The sequence below is a fragment of the Pseudomonas sp. PA1(2017) genome (genome assembly GCF_001945375.1).
Taxonomy (GTDB): domain Bacteria; phylum Pseudomonadota; class Gammaproteobacteria; order Pseudomonadales; family Pseudomonadaceae; genus Aquipseudomonas.
The window spans coordinates 202460-219514 of sequence record NZ_MSXU01000014.1 but is presented as its reverse complement, the minus strand read 5'-3'; the positions used below and the strand labels follow the sequence as shown (position 1 = coordinate 219514).

Sequence of the window (17055 nt, the reverse complement as noted above, 5' to 3'; positions counted from 1 at the left end):
AGTTTCAGACCGCGGTCAGCGCTGCGACGCTCCCGGATTAATTGCGCAGCCGGTGCCCCTTGCAACACGGCGCCACCAACCCCCGCGGCGGCTGGTGTGGGCCTAGCCGATCAGGCGGGCCAACTCGTTCAGGCAGAGCACCACGAAAAGCGCCGCGGCAATTCCCAGCAGGCCGTTGGACAGCCAGCCCGAGCGCCACTCTGCCGGCACCCGTTGCGAATTGAGCAGCCAGATCAGCGTGAGCGCCAGGAACGGCATGAAGAACGCGCCGAAGGCGCCGTAGGCGATCACCAGCCCGAATGGCCGCCCCAGGGTGAGCAGCAGCATCGGCGGGAAGGTCAGCCAGAGCACGTAGAAGCGGAATGCCGGGGTTTTTTCCAGGTCTTGCCGGGCACCTTTGGCCTGCTCGCCGCCCTGCACCTGGCGCACGAAGTCGGCGAACAACAGCGACACGCCGTGCCAGACACCGAGGATCGAGGAAAAAGTGGTCGCCGCGAAGCCGATCAGGAACAGGGTGGACACCACGCTGCCGAAGCGCTCGCGCAGGATTTCATCGAGGTCGAGCAGGCCGCGGTCACCGCCTGCCAGAGTGACCTGGGCGGTATAGAGCAGCTCGGCGCCGACGATCAGCATCGAAATCACGAAGATGCCGGTAGCGATGTAGGCCACCCGGTTGTCCAGGCGCATCATGCCCATCCAGGCCGGGGTGCGCCAACCCTTGGCCTGCACCCAATAACCGTAGGAGGCCATGGTGATGGTGCCGCCAACGCCGCCGATGAGGCCCAGCGTATAGATCGCCGAGCCTTCGGGAATGCTCGGCACCAGGCCGGTCACTGCCTGGCCGAGGTTGGGCATGACCAGAATGGCGAGGCCGACCACTACGACGAACATGATGCCGATGAACAGCTTCATGACCGTCTCGAAGGCGCTGTAGCGGTTGAACAGCACGAACACCGCGCCGGCGATCCCCGACAATGCGCCCCACATCCAGAACGGCATCACGTCCGGGAACAGCGCGGCCAGCGGCAATGCCGTGGCGCTCATCGCCGTGCCGCCGTAAACGAAGCCCCAGATCACGATGTAGATACCGAAGTACCAGTACGTCCATTTGCCCAGCGAGCGCCAGCCTTCGAGAATCGTCGAGCCGGTCGCCAGGTGATAGCGCGCCGAACCCTCGGCAAGGGCGATCTTGACGATACAGCCCACCACCGCGGCCCAGAGCAAGGCATAGCCGAAGCGCGAGCCAGCGATCAGGGTCGCCACCAGATCGCCGGCGCCGACCCCGGTGACCGCGACCACGATGCCCGGGCCGATGAGCTTCCAGCGCGCCGCCGTGCTGCTTGGCGGGGCTGACTGGGAGGGTTCTTCCATCGACGGTGCGCGCGTCTCGTTGTTGTCGTTCATGGCATCATCCTGTGGGCGCCGCTAGGGCATTTTCATGGAGCTTAGATAGCGCCCGAAACGTTTTGCACAGGAGCGGAAGATGAAAAGTGTTGCAGGGCGTGCGCGGGGGCGGCCTGCCGACTCGCTCGCTTCTTTACTTCGCGAAGCCGCACCATACGGCGCACCCGCGAAGCAGTACGCCTAGCGTCGCAATGGGGACTGTTCGCTGACGCTTCCGAGTCCGCCTTACGTCTTGGCGTTTCCGAGCCCGGTCACGTGCAGAGTCGCGTATGGAAATGCCCGCTGCCCGGCTTGAAGCGCGCGGTCATGATCATCAATAGCAGTGTGGCTGCGGCCATCATCAGCCAGCTCAGGCGCAGGTCGTTGGTGTATTGGCGCAGCAGGCCGGCGAGCAGTGGCGAGGTGGCGGCGATCAGGTAACCGCCGCCTTGTACGAAGGCCAGCAGGTCGCCGGTCTGGCGTGGGTCGTCGAGATGGTCCTGGGCGACTACCAGTGACAGCGGAAACAGCGCGCCGATACCGATGCCGATCAGCACGCAGATCACCGTCACCAGCGCCAAGGGTGCGACCACTAGGGCGATCAGCCCGAGCAGCAGGCACGTCAGCACGAAACCCAGCAGCACCCGGCGATCGGGGTAGCGTGCCAGCAGGCTCGAGGCCAACAGGCCGGCCGCCACTTCGCAGAGCGTCAGGGCGGCCAGCAGCAGGCCGCTGGATTCGGCGCTCCAGCCCAGCGAGGTGTAGTAGGGCGGTAGCCACGCGAGCACCAGCGTATAACCCGCGGTGCCGACCCCGAAAAACGCCATCAGCAGCCAGGCGCGCGGCGAGCGCCAGGGGTTGAGTGGTGCCACCGAACTGTTCGCGTTTGGCTCGTCCGCCGGCGCGGCGCGCTTCCACACCGCGCAGGCGACGAGGGCCGGTGCTGCCCAGGCCGCCAGTGCCCAGGCCCAGCCCAGCCACTGCGCGAGCCAGGGCGTCAGCGCAGCACCGAAGGCCGCGCCGCCCATGATCGCGCAACTGTAGAAACCGATCAGTCGACCGGCATCATGACTGAAGCGCGCCTTGATCAAGCCTGGCAGCAACGCCTGTACGAAGGCGATGCCGGCGCCGGCCAGCAGGGCGCTGACCAACAGCGGCGTGGCGTTCGGCAGCAGGCCGCGGGCCAGGCAGGCGAGGGCGATCAGCAGGGTGCCGAGCAGAATGCCGCGTCGCTCGCCGAGCCATCCACGCAGAAAGGTCGCAGCCAGCGCGCCGAGGCCCATGATCACGATCGGCAGGCTGGTCAGCAGGCTGGCGCCCACATGCCCCAGGTGCGTGTCCAGCTGGATGCGGTCGAGCAGAGGGCCCACGGCCGCGAGTACCGGTGGCAGGTTCAGGCCCAGCAGAATGATCGCCAGCAGCAACAGGGTTTGCCGTTTCATTGCGCTTTCTCCTGGGCACCACGCCAGGCCACCAGCAGTACGCCGACCACAATGCACAGCGCCGCCAGCGCGAGGCTCAGGCTGCCCTGCTCGCCGAGCAGGCCGATGGCCATGGCCGCGCCCGTGATTGCCGCCACCGAGCCGATCTGGCTGAGAAACACCGTACCCGCCAGCTTCTGCAGGATGAAGAACAGCGCATAGACCGCTGCGAACAGTAGCATCTGCACCAGTATCAGGCCGACGGCCAAGGGGCTGTTCAGGTTGGGCGAGAAGTCCACGCCAAACAGCGCCGTAAGCCCCAACAGCAGCGCGCCGCCCAGCAGCATGCCGGGCGCCAGCGACAGCGGCGTGGCGCCGCTGGGCCAGTATCGGGCTCGGTAGATATTGCCCAGCGCCAGGAATACCGGCACGCACAGCGCCGCCACCACCCACAAAGCCGGGCTGTCGCCGCCGTGCAGTTTGCCCAGGGCCAGCAGCAGGCTGCCGGACAAGCCGATGCAGATGCCCAGCAAGCGGATGCGGCTGAGCGCTTCCATGCGCAGCGCCAGGGCCAGCAGGTAAGTGAACAGGGGCGGGAAGGCCAGGCACATCGAGGCGAAACCGGCGCCGACATGGCCGATGGAGCTGAACAGCAGGCCGTTCGGTACAGCGATGCTGAGCAGGCCCGAGGCCAGGTAGTAGCGTTGTTGCGACAGGCTCATGCCAGGTCGCTCGCCCCGCCACCAGGCGAACAGCAACAGCAGCAGGCCACCGCCCAGCAGGCCCCACAGCAGATAGGCCATCGGCTGCCAGCCGGCGCTGCCGGCCAGTTTGACCAGAATGCTGGTGAGCCCCATCAGCGTGCCGACGGTGAACAGCAGGGCCAGGGCTATAACGGGTCGATGCTGCGTGCCTGCCATGCAGGTGCCTCCTTGGGCTGGATACGCTAGGATGCAAACATTCTTTTTGAAAAGTATCTTGATGGCAAGATAAATCGAGGGCGATATGCAGGATCGAGCACAACTGGCTGCCGAGCAGTGGCGTGAACAACGCCCGGATCTGGACGGCTTCGCCATGGCAGTTATGGGCAGGTTGGGCGAACTGACCCAGGTGCTTAGCCGCGATCACCTGCTGCCGTTTTTCGCCAGCCATGGCCTGCAGGCCGGCGAGTTCGACGTGCTGGCCACCCTGCGCCGCTCTGGTGAGCCCTATGCGCTGATGCCCACGGTGTTGTACGAAAGCGCGATGATTTCTTCCGGGGGCATGACCAGCCGCATCGACCGCCTTGAGAAAGCCGGGCTGATCGAGCGGCGCAAGCACCCCACCGATCGCCGCGGCATACTGGTAGCGCTGACGCCAGCGGGCTTTGAACTGATCGACAGCATGCTCACCGCCCATGTTGCTAACCTGCAACACCTACTCGCAGCCCTCAGTGACGAGGAAAAACAGCAGCTGCATGCGCTCACCGGCAAGTTGCTGGCCAACCTGCAACCGGGTGAATGAAAGGAATCGAACCCATGTCCCTCACGACATTGATCATTGGCGTATTCGCCCAACTGTTCTTCGCCGGCCTGCAAGGCCTGATCGTGGTCTTCTCGGGCGCCGCCATTGCCAACAACAGCGAGCTGACACCTTTCCAGGATCGCCTGCTGGCGACCCTGATGCTGCTGCTCCCCAGCATCTCGCTGGCTACCGCCGGCCTACTGGTGGTCGGCTACCTGAGCTCGGCGCCCTGGCTGTCCAATCTCTGGCATTTGGTGCCGGTGGTGGGGTTCGGGCTTTATTTGCTGTTCGTGCTGTGCCTGAATCGGTGAGTGGGCAGGGCATCATGGATGAGGTTGTGAACTACCTTGGCGGATTAGTCGAGCGCGGCTTCCGGCTATTCGGATTATGGATATTGAAGCTACTGACAGGTGGTCGTTACAAGGACACCAACAGCTACCTGTATTTCCTGCCGACTTTCATCGGCTTCGTGATCTTCACTGTCCTGTCGATCACCATCCTTTGCATCTTTTTGCTCGCCTAGCATCTAGGGTAAGCAGCGTTTGACCCATCGACCACTGCGAAACCGCAACGGCGAACAAGCAGCGCATTGTCTGCCGCACGACAGTCACCTACAGCTGGTGATGCTCGATCAGAAAATCCACGAACAGCCGCACCCGCGCCGGCATGGTCGGGCCGCCGACGAACACGGCGTGGATCGGTTCCCGTTCGCCGGGGTTGTACGTTTCGAGCAGCGGTATCAGGTCGCCGCGGCCGATGTCCTCGTTGACCGTGAAGGCGCCGATGCGGGCGATGCCGGCGCCGACCCGGGCCAGTTGTGCCAGGGCCTCACCGCTGCTGCATTCGATGTTGCCGCACACCTTCAGGGAGAACACCTCGGCTTCACGCACGAAGGGCCAGTTGGGTTCGGCGCGGCGGAAGTTGAAGCGCAGGCAGTTGTGCTGCAGTAAATCTTCCGGCACCTGGGGCGTGCCGTGGCGCGCCAGGTAATCGGGCGAGGCCACCACCACCTGGCCGGTGTCGCCGATCTTGCGGGCGGTCAACGGGCTGTCCGGCAGCGGGCCGAAGCGCACCGCCACATCAGCCACGCCGCCGAGAATATCCACCACTTCGTCACCCAGGGTCAGGTCCACCACGATGTTCGGGTAGCGCGCGCTGAACGCTGCCACCAGCGGCACGATGGCCAGCCGGCCATGACCGAGCGCAGCGCTGACGCGGATGCGCCCTTTGGGCACGCTCTGGTCGGCGATGGCGTCCTCGACCTCCGCCAGGTCGGCGAGGATGCGCCGGGCGCCACGCAGGTAAGCCTCGCCTTCGGCCGTGAAAGTGATCGCCCGGGTGGTGCGCAGCAACAGGCGGGTGCCCAGGCGTTGTTCGGTGCGGGCGATGATGCGGCTGACCGCCGAAGGCGTCAGGCCCAGTGTGCGCGCCGCCGCCGACAGGCTGCCTTCCTGCGCCACGCGCACCAGTACCTCCATTTCGCCTGATCGGCCGCCTACGTCCACTTGTGCCTCCAAGGCAAAGGTGTTTGCCAGAAATGCGGTCTACCGCCCGTGAGAGCGGGATCGTAGCATTTGCGGCATAGATAAGGAGCCTCTCATGCGTATCAATCCACCGCTCGTCGCGCTCGCCATCGGTGCTTTCGGCATCGGCGTTACCGAGTTCGCCCCCATGGGCATGTTGCCCGGCATCGCCAGCGATCTGGGCGTGTCGATTCCCGCTGCCGGCCTGCTGGTCAGCGCCTACGCCATCGGCGTACTGATCGGCGCGCCGCTGATGACCCTTACCACCGGCAAGATTCCCCGGCGCTACCTGCTGATCGGGCTGATGGCGATCTTCACCCTTGGCAACCTGATGTCCGCCCTGGCCACCGACTACACCAGCCTGCTGATCGCCCGGGTGGTCACCTCGCTCAACCACGGCGCCTTCTTCGGCGTCGGCTCGGTAGTCGCCGCCAGCCTGGTCGCGCCGGACAAACGGGCTGGCGCAGTCGCTGCGATGTTCATGGGCCTGACCCTGGCGACCATCGGCGGTGTGCCGCTGGCTGCCTGGTTCGGCGAGCTGCTCGGCTGGCGCACGGCGTTCTGGGGCATTGCCGGCCTGGGCCTGATCACCATGCTCGCGCTGTGGTTCGCCTTGCCCAACGTCGAGCTGCCGAAGAGCGATGGCGTGCTCGCCGAAATCCGCGTGCTGGGTCGTGGCCCGGTACTCGCCGCGCTGGCCCTGACCGTGGTCGGCTCCAGTGCGATGTTCACCGTGTTCACCTACATCGCGCCGATACTCAGCACCCAGACCCATGCCTCCACCGGCTTCATCACCGCCATGCTGGTGCTCTACGGCGTGGGCCTGACGCTGGGCAACATGTGGGGCGGCAAGGCGGCTGATCGCTCCATCGACCGCACCCTGATCGCCTCGTTGGGCGCGCTGATCCTGGTGCTGCTGGCCTTCACGGTGCTGATGCGCTGGCCGCTGCCGGCCGCCGTGGCCATCCTCATCTGGGGTATCGCCAGTTTCGCTATCGTGCCGCCGCTGCAGATGCGCGTGATGGAAGCCGCCAAGGACGCCCCCAACCTGGCTTCGGCCGTGAACATCGGCGCCTTCAACCTCGGCAACGCCGTTGGTGCGGCCCTGGGTGGCGCGGTGATCAGCGCGGGTCTCGGTTACCCGGCAATTTCCCTGGCCGGCGCGGCGATGGCGGCGCTCGGGCTGCTGATGGTGTTGGGGTTTGCCTGGCGATCCAGGGCGGTGGCTGCGGCGATATGCCGTTGATTGGGGGCAGGGCGGCTAGAGCGTAGGGGCTAAGCAGTACGTCTTTTGCCTTGGCAGGCAGACCGTCCGCTGGCGCTCCTGAGTTCGCGCTGTTTTGGCTTGTGAGCCTAGTGTTCGGGAAACAACCGCCTGGCAACGCTATCCCGCGTTAAAAGCCTCGCCGCGTCGTGGCCTACGCCAGCCACGGTTATCTGCGGATGATGGATGGCGACGCCCCACTTTTGCGAGAGATACGCCTCGTAGCGCAGGTAATTGCGCTGGCGCTCCAGCCGATTGGGGCCTTGGAGCGCGGCGGCGCAGGAGCGATCCAGCACGCGGTGTTCGGGGTTGTCGTCACGCTCGCCGACCATGAAGATCACATCGCGGGCAGCGTAGCGGCGAACCAACTGCTCGACACCCAGATGTTGGCGCGCCAGGTACGGCGGTGCTGCCTCAAGGCCATAGCGGTAGCGGTTGTAATCCGGGCAGTCGGCGACGGAAACGGGCCCGATATTGCCCGCCTGCATCCGGTCGCCGTCGAGATATAGGTACGACGAAGGGCTGGAAATCACATAGCGCACCGCAATGCCCTGGCGCGCCAGGCGTCCATCGCCTTCGCCAAGCACGGCGTAGCGCTGCATCAGCTGGCCGCCGGCCGAATGGCCGATCAGCACCACTTCCTTCAGTGCAGGGAAGCGCTTGCGATCCGCCAGGTACGCCAGCACGTCATCGAGCACCGCAAATGCCTCGATTCCCGGCCGACCTTGCTCCGACGCCGTGCCGTGCATCCATTTGTCCCGCGCCCACAGAGGCATGTCGTTACCTGCGCGGCGATCCTCGGCGGTCAGGAAGTTGAGCGACAGTAGAAGGTTGTCGTTGGCATCGAGGCCTGCGTTATTCAGCAGTTTGAGGCCCGTTTCGAAATAGTCGTCGGCGTTGCGCCGCACCCCGTGCACCAGCACCACGGCCCGTGAAGCGCGGCTGGCGCTCGTCACGTCGGCATTGGCGTAAGTGAGAAAATCATAGGGCGCGTTCTGGCCCAGGCGCATTACATAGGGAGCAGCACTGCTGAGCCCGGCGTAAAGGGCCGTCGCCAGCAGCGTGAGGGTGAGTAACATCCGTTTGCAGCGGCCTGGCCAACGGCCGAGATTATTACGCGGCATATTTATCTCGGTTATGGCTAGCGCGTATGTACGGTGCTACAACGCGAAATACCAGATTCATGGGCTCTGACTCGTACCTTAATGCTGATCTGCACAATTCGCTACACAGCACAGCGCATCACTCATAAATCTTCCCGCAGTACAGAAAGACCGCGAACTGTTGCCACGGATTGGATGACGCTAGCCCTTGTTTCAAACCAAAGTCGCTGTCCTCGGCCCAGGCAATAGCGCTCTCAAGAAAGTCTTCTATCGAGATGTTCTGCCAGTCACCGTTATCGGCCCCTTTGTCTTTTACAAGGGCTTGCGCGAATTCCAGGAAGGTTACCGAGTCCCTGATTTCATCCAAGCGCTCATGAAGCTCCATTTTGTTTGCCATTCTCAAGTCTCTTTTTGCAGAAGCTAAGTGGTGTCGGCGCGCAAGCTGGCGGCCCAACGACGCAAGCCTCCTACCAGGCGACGCAGATGACGCTTACGTGATCGGCAAGCGTTGCCGCTTGAATCGAAAGATGGCCGGTTTTCTGCAAATCGGCCAGCTACACCCAGGCTGCGACGCCGACGACGATGGAGTATGGTGTCGACCACAGACGCCCGGATGCTCAACGCAGATGCCCCATGATCTTTTCATCGTCGCCGACGATCACCCGCTTTTTCGTGATGGGCTGGTGCGGTTGCTCGCGCAGGCGCGACCGGAGGCCATGATCAGGGAAGCGGCGACGCTGGACGAGGCTTTGCAACTGGCGCGAGCGCAGGCTCCGGCGGGCATCCTGCTGGATCTGATGTATTCGAGCGATAACGCGTGGGCATCCATTGCCGACTGGCGCCTGGAGTTTCCCGCCTCGTTGCTGGTGGTGGTGTCGATGTGCGAAGACCCGCTGGTGGTCGAGCGCGTGATGAACCAGGGGGCCAGCGCCTTTATCGGCAAGTCGCTTCCCCCGAGCGAAGTCGCGGAGGCGCTTGCGGCCGCGCTGAATGGCGAGCCTGTGGTGCGCTGTGCGTCCCAGGGCAGCTTTACCGCGTACGAGCCGCCGGCTGCCGCCGACTGTTTCTCGTCGCTCACGGCGCGGCAATTCGAGGTGCTGCAGCTGATCACCGATGGCCTGAGCAACAAGGAGATCGCGCAGATTCTGCGCATCTCGCCCTTTACCGTGCGTATTCACGTGTCGGCGCTGCTCAGCGTTCTCAAACTGAGTTCGCGTTCGGCAGCCGCGGCGCTAGGCGCCCGACATGGGCTGGGCGCTGCAAGTCGCACTGCTCAGGTCAGTGAAGGGGAGCGCTGACCCGGCGCCCAGCCAATTCGGCGATGACCCGTTGCAGTTCGACTGAGCGAACAGGTTTGGAGAGCAGCGGTATGCGTGGATCCGGTAGCGCCGAGCGGATTTTCTGCGGGTCGTGGCCCGTGAGAATCACGGCCGGTAACGGGCGGCCATGCCATTTTTCCAGTTGTGCCAGGCACTCGATGCCGGTGGCCTCGTGGCCCAGATCGAAATCCGTCACCACCACATCGCAAGGCAACGCTGCATTGGGTGGGCCGTCGATGGCGGTCACCTGGCAGCCCCAGGCGCGCAGTAGCTTGGCCATCGCCTCCAGCACGCTGCGGTCATCCTCGATGAGCAGCACGTGAATGCCTTGCAGATCGGCGACAGGCTCGGCTGACGGTAGTGCCTGGGCGGTCCGTTGGGGCGTGACTGCGGGCAGGCCTGCCAGAGTGATCGAGGTGCCGTGGCCGACTCTCGACGCGACACTGATCTGCAGGTCGAGCAGGGTGGCGATGCGCCGAACGATGCTCAGCCCCAGCCCGATGCCTTCCACATCGCGGTCACGTTCCTGGCGTACGCGATAGAACTCTTCGAACAGGTGCGGCAGGTGCTCCTCGGCAATGCCCGGGCCGCGATCATGCAGTTGTACGGTGAGGGTCGAACCACGCCGGCGACAGGCGATGAGCAACGGTCTGCCCGGCGCGTACTTGATGGCGTTGGATATCAGATTCTGCAGCAGGGTGCCGAGCAGCGCGGGGTCGCTGTAGGTCAGGGTGGCGGCGCCGCGTAGGCGGATATCCACCCCGGCCCAGCGCGCGGCCTCGCCGTTCTGCTTCTTCAGGTCGACCAGCAGCCGATGCAGGTCCACCGTCTGTTTGCGCGGCATCACCTGCTGTTGGTCGAGCGTGTAGATGTCGAGCAGCGAGCGGAAGAGCTGCTCGACGCTGAGCAGGGAGCGGTCGACGCTGTCGATCAGCTGATGCTGCTCGGCATTGAGCGGAGTGCCGCGAAGGCAGGTGGTGAACAAGCCGATGGCGTGGATGGGTTGGCGCAGGTCGTGGCTGGCCTGCGCCAGAAAGCGCGACTTGTCCTGGTCGGCGCGCTTGGCGGCCGCCATGGCCTCCTGCAAACGCCCCAGCAGAAAATAGCTGAAGGTGGGCAGCACCAGCATGCTCAGCACCATCATCACCAGAACCGCCGGATGCTCCTGCAGGAAGGGCACGAAGAACGCGATGAGGGTGAGGGACGCAAGGCCAAAGGTGGTGGCCAGAATCAGATAGGGCCGGCCGAAGCGTACGCCATTGCCGACCGTCATGCTCAAAAGCACGCAGAACGTGGGCAGCAGCGCCTCCTGGCCGAGGATCATCACCGCGCAGGCGCCCAGGTTGTCCAGCAGCATGGCGGCAACCCGTCGCCACACCATGGGCTGCGGCAGGAACCAGAGATGGGCGAGCAGCAGCACCGACAGCAGCGTGAATAGCGTGCCGGTAACCAGAACGGCCTTGAGCAGCTCGGCGTCGAGCAGCCCCAGTGGATACATGATCACGGCATAGAGCGATACGACGAAAACCACCACCAGGCGCAGTTGCGCCTGGCTGAACTCCAAATCCTCTAAGCGAAACAGCGACTTCATGAAGGGGCTTCCGAAACCTGATCGAGCGGACGACCTTAGCGGAATTCATTGCCGAGAGGGGCCACAGGTGGACTGGCAAGGCTGAAAACAGGGTTCTTGCGGGTGTTCCGCGAACCCTTCGAGCGCTCGCTTTGGCAGGTACCCAACGGCGAAGCCAACAGTAAATGCCCCTGTGGGCTGCCCTGAAGGGCTGCATGGGATAAGCTTGCGCCTTTAATCAACCACCAAGCTGTGAACTGAACGATGGGTTTTGAGCAACTAGCTGATCTACGCGACCGCCTGCGAGCTGAAAAGAAAGAGCAGGTGAAGACCGAGAGTACCAAGCAGCGCAAGCGCCAGCCTGCCGCGCCACGCAAGCCTCAGGACCAGGATCCTGCCTTGGAGGCGATCTGGCGGTTGCAGAAGCACTTCCCGCTGGCCTTCCCGGTCAACCCTGCGCCGAAGGTGCCGCTCAAGGAAGGCATTCTCAAGGATGCCGAGCAGCATCTGGAGAAGCTGGGCATCACCCAGGAGCAGCTCAAGCTCGGCCTGGCATCCTGGTGCAGGGGCGGTCGCTACTGGGCCAGCATGGTCGAAGATGCTCCGCGCCTGGATCTGAACGGCCAGCCGGCTGGTACCGTGACCGCGGCCCAGGCGCTGCATGCCAAGCAGCAGGCCAGGCGGCAGCGCAGCCAGATGCGCCGCGCTCAGCAAAAGCCGAAAGAGCCGGCTGCAACCGCTGAGAGCGATGCCTGACAGCGCGGCCACCGCGCGCTCAGCGTTACCGCGTTAGCGAAAACATGCGAACCGCTGCCAGGGCGAATGGCGTCAGCCTTTCGTACAGGGAAGCGCCATGCCTTGCGAGGAGCCATCCTTCATGCTGCGTAAACTAGGCCCGTGTTTCGGCGCCTTGCTCCTGTCGCTGCTCACTGCGTGCACCGGCAAGCCGGTGGAGCGCAAGGTGGTCTACGAGAACTCGGTGTATCACTGGCGCATCGAGCATGTGATCGTGCGTAACTTCCCGGCGAGCAGCCACCAGTACTTCGAGGTGTTCCTCGGGGATCGGCCGCTGGTATTGCCGGCAGCGGCCTTCAACGATCAGCGCGATATCGGGCAGTTCATCGCCGCCGGTGGCTTCGATGTCGGGCACTGGCGCAACAAGTCGATCGTGGTGGCGTTCGAAAACATTCAGAAGCGCGAAGGGCAGGAGGTGAGGCTGATCCGCTCGGTGATGATCACCCCGGATTTCAGCGAAGGCGACGTGGTGCTGACGGACATGTACACCCAGCAGGAAGTGGTGGTGCAGCGGGTCGAACCAGGTGACCGCAGCGCTGCTGACTAGGCTTCGCGTTGCAGCAGCACGTTGGCTTCGCGGGCAATGGCCAGGATGTTGGCCTTGGATTGCCTGCACAGGTGCGCTTCGATGGCGCGAATGATTTCGTCGGTGATGGTCGAGTTCTGTGCAGCCACCAGGGCTTCCAGGCGCGGAGCCATGCCCATGGGCAAACATTTGAGGATGTCGGCGGAAAGATCCTGGACGGGGTGTTCGCTCAGATTCATTGTTTTGTCTTCCGTGAAAGTGGCTGCAGGCACAGAAAGTGTGAACGCGATCTAAATCCGAGATGGGCTGTTGCAAATGGTTCCGGTTTTATTTTGCATATCGCCAGAACATGAACCACTCTGCAATAACGCCGCGAAACAGTGGCGGCCTTGCCTTCTTGTGTGCCTGTCGAAATCCATGGAAAGGGTTATCTATGAGCGCCAAACCTACCAATCGCCAACTCGCCGATTATCTGGGCCTCTCGGAAGAGGACGTCGGCAGTTACCGGCTCGACTCCATTCGTGAGGGCAGCCACTGGCGCATCGCCTTCGCCGTGGAAATGCCCGCGCGCCTGCGCGGCAAACTACCCGCCTGTCGGATGGTGGTGGTGCCGGGCAGCAGCCAGCCGAGCAGCCCGCTTCACCCTCGCTGATCGCCTGGCTGCAGGTCGCTGTGGCTAGCCGCGCTGCGCCTGCAGGAACAGGGCGAACAGCTCCGACTGCGATTTGATTCCCAGCTTGCTGTACAGGTGCTTGCGGTGCACCTTCACGGTCTCCGAGGAGATGGCCAGCTTGCGGGCGACCTCCTTGCTGGAATGGCCGGCGAGCATCAGGCGCACCACTTCCAGCTCGCGGCCGGTCAGCACCGTTTCCACCTGATGTGCCATCTGCTCCAGGCGCTCCTGCCAGGGCGGTGCGGCGGCGGGCTCGCTGGGTTCGGGCTCGAAGCCCAGACGCTGGCGCATCAGCGCTGCCACCCAGGGTTGCAGCAGGGAGAGCAGGGCGATCTGCTCCGGCTGGAAGCGTTGCCGTGAGCCCAGGGACAGGCACAGGGTACGTGCATCGGGCAAGGCAACGTTGAACTGCACCTCGTCGGCGACCACGTTGAGGCTGAAGTAACGCTGGTAGTAGTCCGTCTGCTCGAAGCATTCCGGTGCGACCTCGCTCAGGTGCACCAGGCCTTCACGCGTGCTCTCGCGGCTGGCGATGTAGAAGGGGTCGAGCAGGTAGAGACCGTGCAGGTAGTCCTGGAACAGCAGATCCGGCGCGCCGTCGTTGCCCGGGCTTTCGGCCAGTACCTGGGGGCGGCCTTCGCTGAAGATCAGCGCCACCCAGCTGTCATGGTGCACGTATTGCGCCAGGGTGCGGGCCAGGGTGCGCCAGAACGGCGGGCTGTGCAGCGCCTCGATGAGCTCGGCCACGCTGCGGTGGAAGGCGATGTCGTGCAAGGTCATGGTCATCTGTCTACCCCTGTGGGGTTACCCCGCGTGCGTGATTTCGCCTGGGTGGCTCAGCCTCCATACTCGAACCCCGGCGCATCGGTGTCGGCATTCTGTGTGCGCCCCCCGCGTGATGCAACAACAAGAACGGAGCCCCGTCATGCAAGTCGAACTCGCTCAGCTCACCGGACGTGACGGTGATACGGCCCACAACCTCGCCCAGGCCCTGGAGGCCATCGCCTCGTGCCAGGCGGGTACGCGCCTGCTGGTGTTCCCGGAAACCTACCTGACCGGTTTCCCGACCGCAGACAACATCGCCGCGCTGGCCGAGCCGCTGGATGGCCCCAGCCTGACCGCCATCGGCCAGGCCGCCGCCGCACGCGGGCTAGCAGTGGCCATCGGCTTCGCCGAGAACGACGGTGGCACCTTCTACAACACCACGGTGCTGCTGGACGGGCAGAACCTGCTGCTCAGCTACCGCAAGACCCATCTGTGGGCGTCCGACCGTGGCGTGTTCACCCCGGGCGATCGCTACGCCACGGCGTTGCTCGACGGCGTGTGGGTCGGCCTGCTGGTGTGCTTCGACATCGAGTTCCCGGAAAGCGCTCGTGCCCTGGGCGAGCTGGGCGCCGAACTGCTGATCGTCACCAACGGCAACATGGATCCGTACGGGCCGACGCACCGCACCGCGATCATGGCGCGGGCCATGGAGAACCAGGTCTACGCGGTGATGAGCAACCGTGTGGGCGAGGGCGACGGCGGCCTGGTGTTCGCCGGCGGCAGCGCGGTGGTCGACCCCAATGGCAGCCTGCTGCTGGAAGCCGGCCGCGAGCCGTGCCGACAAAGCATCACCCTGGACTTCCAGCGCCTGGCCGAAGCCCGCCGCGATTACCGCTACTTGGAAGAGCGGCGCATGGCGCTGCCGGGCACGCGTGTCGACCACGCCAACGGCCTGCGTGAGCTACTGATTCCCTGATTGACCTGCTGGGCGCCACCGAAGCGCCCGCTGCGGCCCCGCCGCGTGCTTTTGCCGACTTCGGCTCTGCCATAACAACGTATAAAACTGGAGTAGCTACTAGGGTCTGTTGACGTTTCACGCACGGCCGCGCCGGAACCCGTTTTGTCGCGAGGCAAGGCACGAGCCGCGAAGTTTAGTGGGCTAAATGAGCCGGCGAGAAACGCCGCATCGCGACAAAACGGGTCCGACCCTTCGGGTTGCGCGGGAAATCTCGCCATGCGTCGTTGGAGGACTTGAAAAGGGAACGCCATTCCCTGCGTCCTCCGCCTTGCCTTGCGAGATTTCTCGCGGCAACGCGGCTCGTGCTGAAACGTCAACAGACCCTAAAGGCTCGTCTGCAACGATCCCTTTCCCTGGGCGCGGTGGTGCTGTTCGGCATCGCCTACATGACGCCGATCATCGTGCTCGGCACCTTCGGCATTCTCGCCGAGATCACTCGCGGCGCCGTGCCGGCTGCTTACGTGGCTGCCTCGGTGGCGATGTTCTTCACCGCGCTCAGCTATGCCCGCATGGCCCGGTTGTTCCCGGTTGCCGGGTCGGCCTACAGCTACGTGCGCCGCAGCATCAGCGATCACCTGGGCTTCATCGCCGGCTGGGCGGTGCTGCTCGACTACCTGTTCCTGCCCATGGCCATCTGGCTGATCGGCGCGGCCTACCTGCACTCGGCGTTCCCGCAGTTGCCCCAGGCGCTGTGGGTACTGACCTTCATCGTGGTCACCAACGTGATCAACGTGGTGGGGCTGCGCCTGGCCAAAGGCATCAACGGTGTGCTGATGCTGGTGCAGTTCCTGGTGCTGCTGGCCTTCGTGGCGCTGTGCGTGCACTACGTGCTGGGCGATTCCAGCAAACCCTTGTGGTCGCTGCAGCCATTTTTCGGTGAGGGCATGAACCTGTCTTTGGTGATGGCCGGGGCGGCGGTGGCCTGCTACTCGTTTCTGGGTTTCGATGCGGTCAGCACCCTGACCGAGGAAACCCACGACCCCGAGCGCACCATCCCGCGGGCGATCCTGCTGATCACCCTGATCGGCGGGTTGATCTTCGTGGCCACCGCCTACTTCGTGCAACTGGCTCATCCTTCGGTGGTGTTCCAGAGCAGCGACTCGGCAGCCTACGAAATCGCCAGCAATATCGGCGGCGATGTGTTCGTGTCGGTGTTCCTGATCGGCCTGATCGTCGGCCATTTCACCTCCGGCCTGTCGGCCCAGGCCAGTGCCTCGCGGCTGATGTTCGCCATGGGCCGTGACGGTGTGCTGCCCCGCGCGCTGCTCGGCACCCTTAGCCCGCGTTTCGGCACGCCGGTGGGCGCTATCCTGGTGTGCGCCGTGGTGGCGCTGCTGGCCCTGAAGCTGGACGTAACCACCTCGACCTCGTTCATCAACTTCGGCGCCTTCCTGGCGTTCAGCCTGGTCAACCTCTCGGTGATCGTCCACTTCGCCCGCCAACCCCAGGCGCGCGGCCCGCTGCAGCTATTGCTCTATGTGCTATGCCCACTGATCGGCCTGCTGGCCACGCTGTGGCTGATGGCCAGCCTCGACCGCCTGGCGATCATGCTCGGCTGCGCCTGGCTGATGATCGGCGGCTTCTACCTGCTCTGGCTGACCGGCGGCTTGCGCCGCCAGCCGCCGCAGTTGCAGTTCGAGGAGCAGTAGCAGAGCTGTAGGCGCTACGGTTGGCACGGTAAACGGCCCCAGCGATGTGCTTGCAGGGCAGCGCCCCACGGCGCTGCCTTATCTGCGTTCGCTGCTTGCCGACAAGCGCAGCCCAAGTGGCTCGTCGACGTCGATTTCGAGCTTGATATCAGCGGTTGATATGGCCGTGATCAGGCCATTCGGGTTTTCGCCGACTTGCGTGAAGGGGTTGGACTGCTGCGCGTAGATCACCCAGATTAGCCGCTGCTCACTATCCAGATACGCGACAAAACCCTCGGAGCCATGGCTACCTTCACCGACTCGGCAGTAGCCATGATTCGACAGTCTTATTTGCTTGAGGCCATCGATGGCGGTGAGGTCGTCGCTGTTGTTCGTGTGAAAGGCGTCGAGGTCGAAGCAAGGACCATTTTCGAGGCTTAGCCTGGGGTGCTGACGGATCGTGCACGAATAGGCGCGGCCGTCACTGAAGTAGATACCGTCTTTGATCGGTAATAGATCGTGTTCCCACAGCTTTATGATGAGGGACGTCATGTATGACCTGGT

At 64.1% G+C, this 17055-nt stretch carries 20 protein-coding genes; 10 read left to right on the top strand and 10 right to left on the bottom strand.

Annotated elements, in window-relative coordinates; all coding sequences use genetic code 11:
- Positions 1 to 102 precede the first annotated feature (102 nt).
- The 3 genes from BVH01_RS20370 to BVH01_RS20360 form a co-directional block, all read right to left on the bottom strand.
- Positions 103 to 1404, bottom strand: coding sequence for an Nramp family divalent metal transporter (locus BVH01_RS20370; RefSeq protein ID WP_075932070.1), 1302 nt, complete (start codon positions 1402 to 1404; stop codon positions 103 to 105).
- Between the two features lie 251 nt (positions 1405 to 1655).
- A complete protein-coding gene (locus BVH01_RS20365) occupies positions 1656 to 2825 on the bottom strand; it encodes a cyanate transporter (protein ID WP_075932069.1) in 1170 nt (389 codons plus the stop codon).
- The gene (locus BVH01_RS20360) at positions 2822 to 3724 is read right to left on the bottom strand and encodes a DMT family transporter (protein WP_075932068.1); all 903 of its coding nucleotides are present in this window, start codon (positions 3722 to 3724) and stop codon (positions 2822 to 2824) included. Before BVH01_RS20360 ends, BVH01_RS20365 begins: the two co-directional genes overlap by 4 nt.
- An 85-nt stretch (positions 3725 to 3809) precedes the next feature.
- On the opposite strand from BVH01_RS20360, the gene BVH01_RS20355 reads away from it, so the two are divergent.
- The 3 genes from BVH01_RS20355 to BVH01_RS25040 all read left to right on the top strand — a co-directional run bounded on the left by BVH01_RS20355 (position 3810) and on the right by BVH01_RS25040 (position 4830).
- A complete protein-coding gene (locus BVH01_RS20355; RefSeq protein ID WP_075932066.1) occupies positions 3810 to 4307 on the top strand; it encodes a MarR family winged helix-turn-helix transcriptional regulator in 498 nt (165 codons plus the stop codon).
- 14 nt (positions 4308 to 4321) lie between these two features.
- The gene (locus BVH01_RS20350; RefSeq protein ID WP_075932064.1) at positions 4322 to 4618 is read left to right on the top strand and encodes a hypothetical protein; all 297 of its coding nucleotides are present in this window, start codon (positions 4322 to 4324) and stop codon (positions 4616 to 4618) included.
- An 83-nt stretch (positions 4619 to 4701) separates the two neighbouring features.
- The gene (locus BVH01_RS25040; RefSeq protein WP_256562812.1) at positions 4702 to 4830 is read left to right on the top strand and encodes a hypothetical protein; all 129 of its coding nucleotides are present in this window, start codon (positions 4702 to 4704) and stop codon (positions 4828 to 4830) included.
- Between the two features lie 88 nt (positions 4831 to 4918).
- Here BVH01_RS25040 and BVH01_RS20340 read toward each other — a convergent pair whose 3' ends face one another.
- Positions 4919 to 5812 (bottom strand): LysR family transcriptional regulator, encoded by an 894-nt coding sequence (locus BVH01_RS20340; RefSeq protein ID WP_075932061.1) that lies wholly within the window; start codon positions 5810 to 5812, stop codon positions 4919 to 4921.
- Between the two features lie 94 nt (positions 5813 to 5906).
- Between BVH01_RS20340 and BVH01_RS20335 the strand changes: the two genes are divergently transcribed.
- A complete protein-coding gene (locus BVH01_RS20335) occupies positions 5907 to 7076 on the top strand; it encodes an MFS transporter (RefSeq protein ID WP_075932059.1) in 1170 nt (389 codons plus the stop codon).
- 107 nt (positions 7077 to 7183) lie between these two features.
- Here the strand turns inward: BVH01_RS20335 and BVH01_RS20330 are convergent, their stop codons facing one another.
- Together BVH01_RS20330 and BVH01_RS20325 are read right to left on the bottom strand one after the other, a co-directional pair.
- Complete coding sequence (locus tag BVH01_RS20330; RefSeq protein ID WP_075932125.1) at positions 7184 to 8173, bottom strand: alpha/beta fold hydrolase; 990 nt, start codon at positions 8171 to 8173, stop codon at positions 7184 to 7186.
- 163 nt (positions 8174 to 8336) lie between these two features.
- Entirely contained in the window at positions 8337 to 8594 is a 258-nt protein-coding gene (locus BVH01_RS20325) for a hypothetical protein (protein WP_177344621.1), read from the bottom strand.
- Between BVH01_RS20325 and BVH01_RS20320 the strand changes: the two genes are divergently transcribed.
- Complete coding sequence (locus tag BVH01_RS20320) at positions 8584 to 9495, top strand: response regulator transcription factor (RefSeq protein WP_256562811.1); 912 nt, start codon at positions 8584 to 8586, stop codon at positions 9493 to 9495. The two genes, BVH01_RS20325 and BVH01_RS20320, sit on opposite strands and share 11 nt — an antisense overlap.
- Here BVH01_RS20320 and BVH01_RS20315 read toward each other — a convergent pair.
- Positions 9476 to 11107 (bottom strand): hybrid sensor histidine kinase/response regulator, encoded by a 1632-nt coding sequence (locus BVH01_RS20315; protein ID WP_075932055.1) that lies wholly within the window; start codon positions 11105 to 11107, stop codon positions 9476 to 9478. The two genes, BVH01_RS20320 and BVH01_RS20315, sit on opposite strands and share 20 nt — an antisense overlap.
- A 243-nt stretch (positions 11108 to 11350) precedes the next feature.
- Between BVH01_RS20315 and BVH01_RS20310 the strand changes: the two genes are divergently transcribed.
- Positions 11351 to 11842, top strand: coding sequence for a ProQ/FinO family protein (locus tag BVH01_RS20310; RefSeq protein ID WP_075932053.1), 492 nt, complete (start codon positions 11351 to 11353; stop codon positions 11840 to 11842).
- A gap of 121 nt (positions 11843 to 11963) precedes the next feature.
- Positions 11964 to 12428, top strand: a complete 465-nt coding sequence (locus BVH01_RS20305) for a hypothetical protein (RefSeq protein WP_075932052.1) — start codon at positions 11964 to 11966, stop codon at positions 12426 to 12428.
- On the opposite strand, the gene BVH01_RS20300 is transcribed toward BVH01_RS20305, so the two are convergent.
- Positions 12425 to 12646 (bottom strand): hypothetical protein, encoded by a 222-nt coding sequence (locus BVH01_RS20300; RefSeq protein ID WP_075932051.1) that lies wholly within the window; start codon positions 12644 to 12646, stop codon positions 12425 to 12427. The two genes, BVH01_RS20305 and BVH01_RS20300, sit on opposite strands and share 4 nt — an antisense overlap.
- A gap of 194 nt (positions 12647 to 12840) precedes the next feature.
- Between BVH01_RS20300 and BVH01_RS20295 the strand changes: the two genes are divergently transcribed.
- A complete protein-coding gene (locus BVH01_RS20295) occupies positions 12841 to 13059 on the top strand; it encodes a hypothetical protein (protein ID WP_075932049.1) in 219 nt (72 codons plus the stop codon).
- A gap of 24 nt (positions 13060 to 13083) precedes the next feature.
- Here BVH01_RS20295 and BVH01_RS20290 read toward each other — a convergent pair whose 3' ends face one another.
- On the bottom strand, positions 13084 to 13866 hold the full coding sequence (locus BVH01_RS20290) for a LuxR C-terminal-related transcriptional regulator (RefSeq protein ID WP_075932048.1): 783 nt from the start codon (positions 13864 to 13866) through the stop codon (positions 13084 to 13086).
- 139 nt (positions 13867 to 14005) lie between these two features.
- Here BVH01_RS20290 and BVH01_RS20285 point away from each other — a divergent pair, with 139 nt between their 5' ends.
- Positions 14006 to 14821: a carbon-nitrogen hydrolase family protein gene (locus BVH01_RS20285; RefSeq protein WP_075932047.1), complete on the top strand. Its 816-nt coding sequence runs from the start codon at positions 14006 to 14008 to the stop codon at positions 14819 to 14821.
- Positions 14822 to 15165: 344 nt separating this feature from the next.
- A complete protein-coding gene (locus BVH01_RS20280; RefSeq protein ID WP_256562810.1) occupies positions 15166 to 16512 on the top strand; it encodes an APC family permease in 1347 nt (448 codons plus the stop codon).
- Between the two features lie 78 nt (positions 16513 to 16590).
- Here the strand turns inward: BVH01_RS20280 and BVH01_RS20275 are convergent, their stop codons facing one another.
- The gene (locus BVH01_RS20275) at positions 16591 to 17043 is read right to left on the bottom strand and encodes a hypothetical protein (protein ID WP_075932045.1); all 453 of its coding nucleotides are present in this window, start codon (positions 17041 to 17043) and stop codon (positions 16591 to 16593) included.
- Between the last annotated feature and the right edge of the window lie 12 nt (positions 17044 to 17055).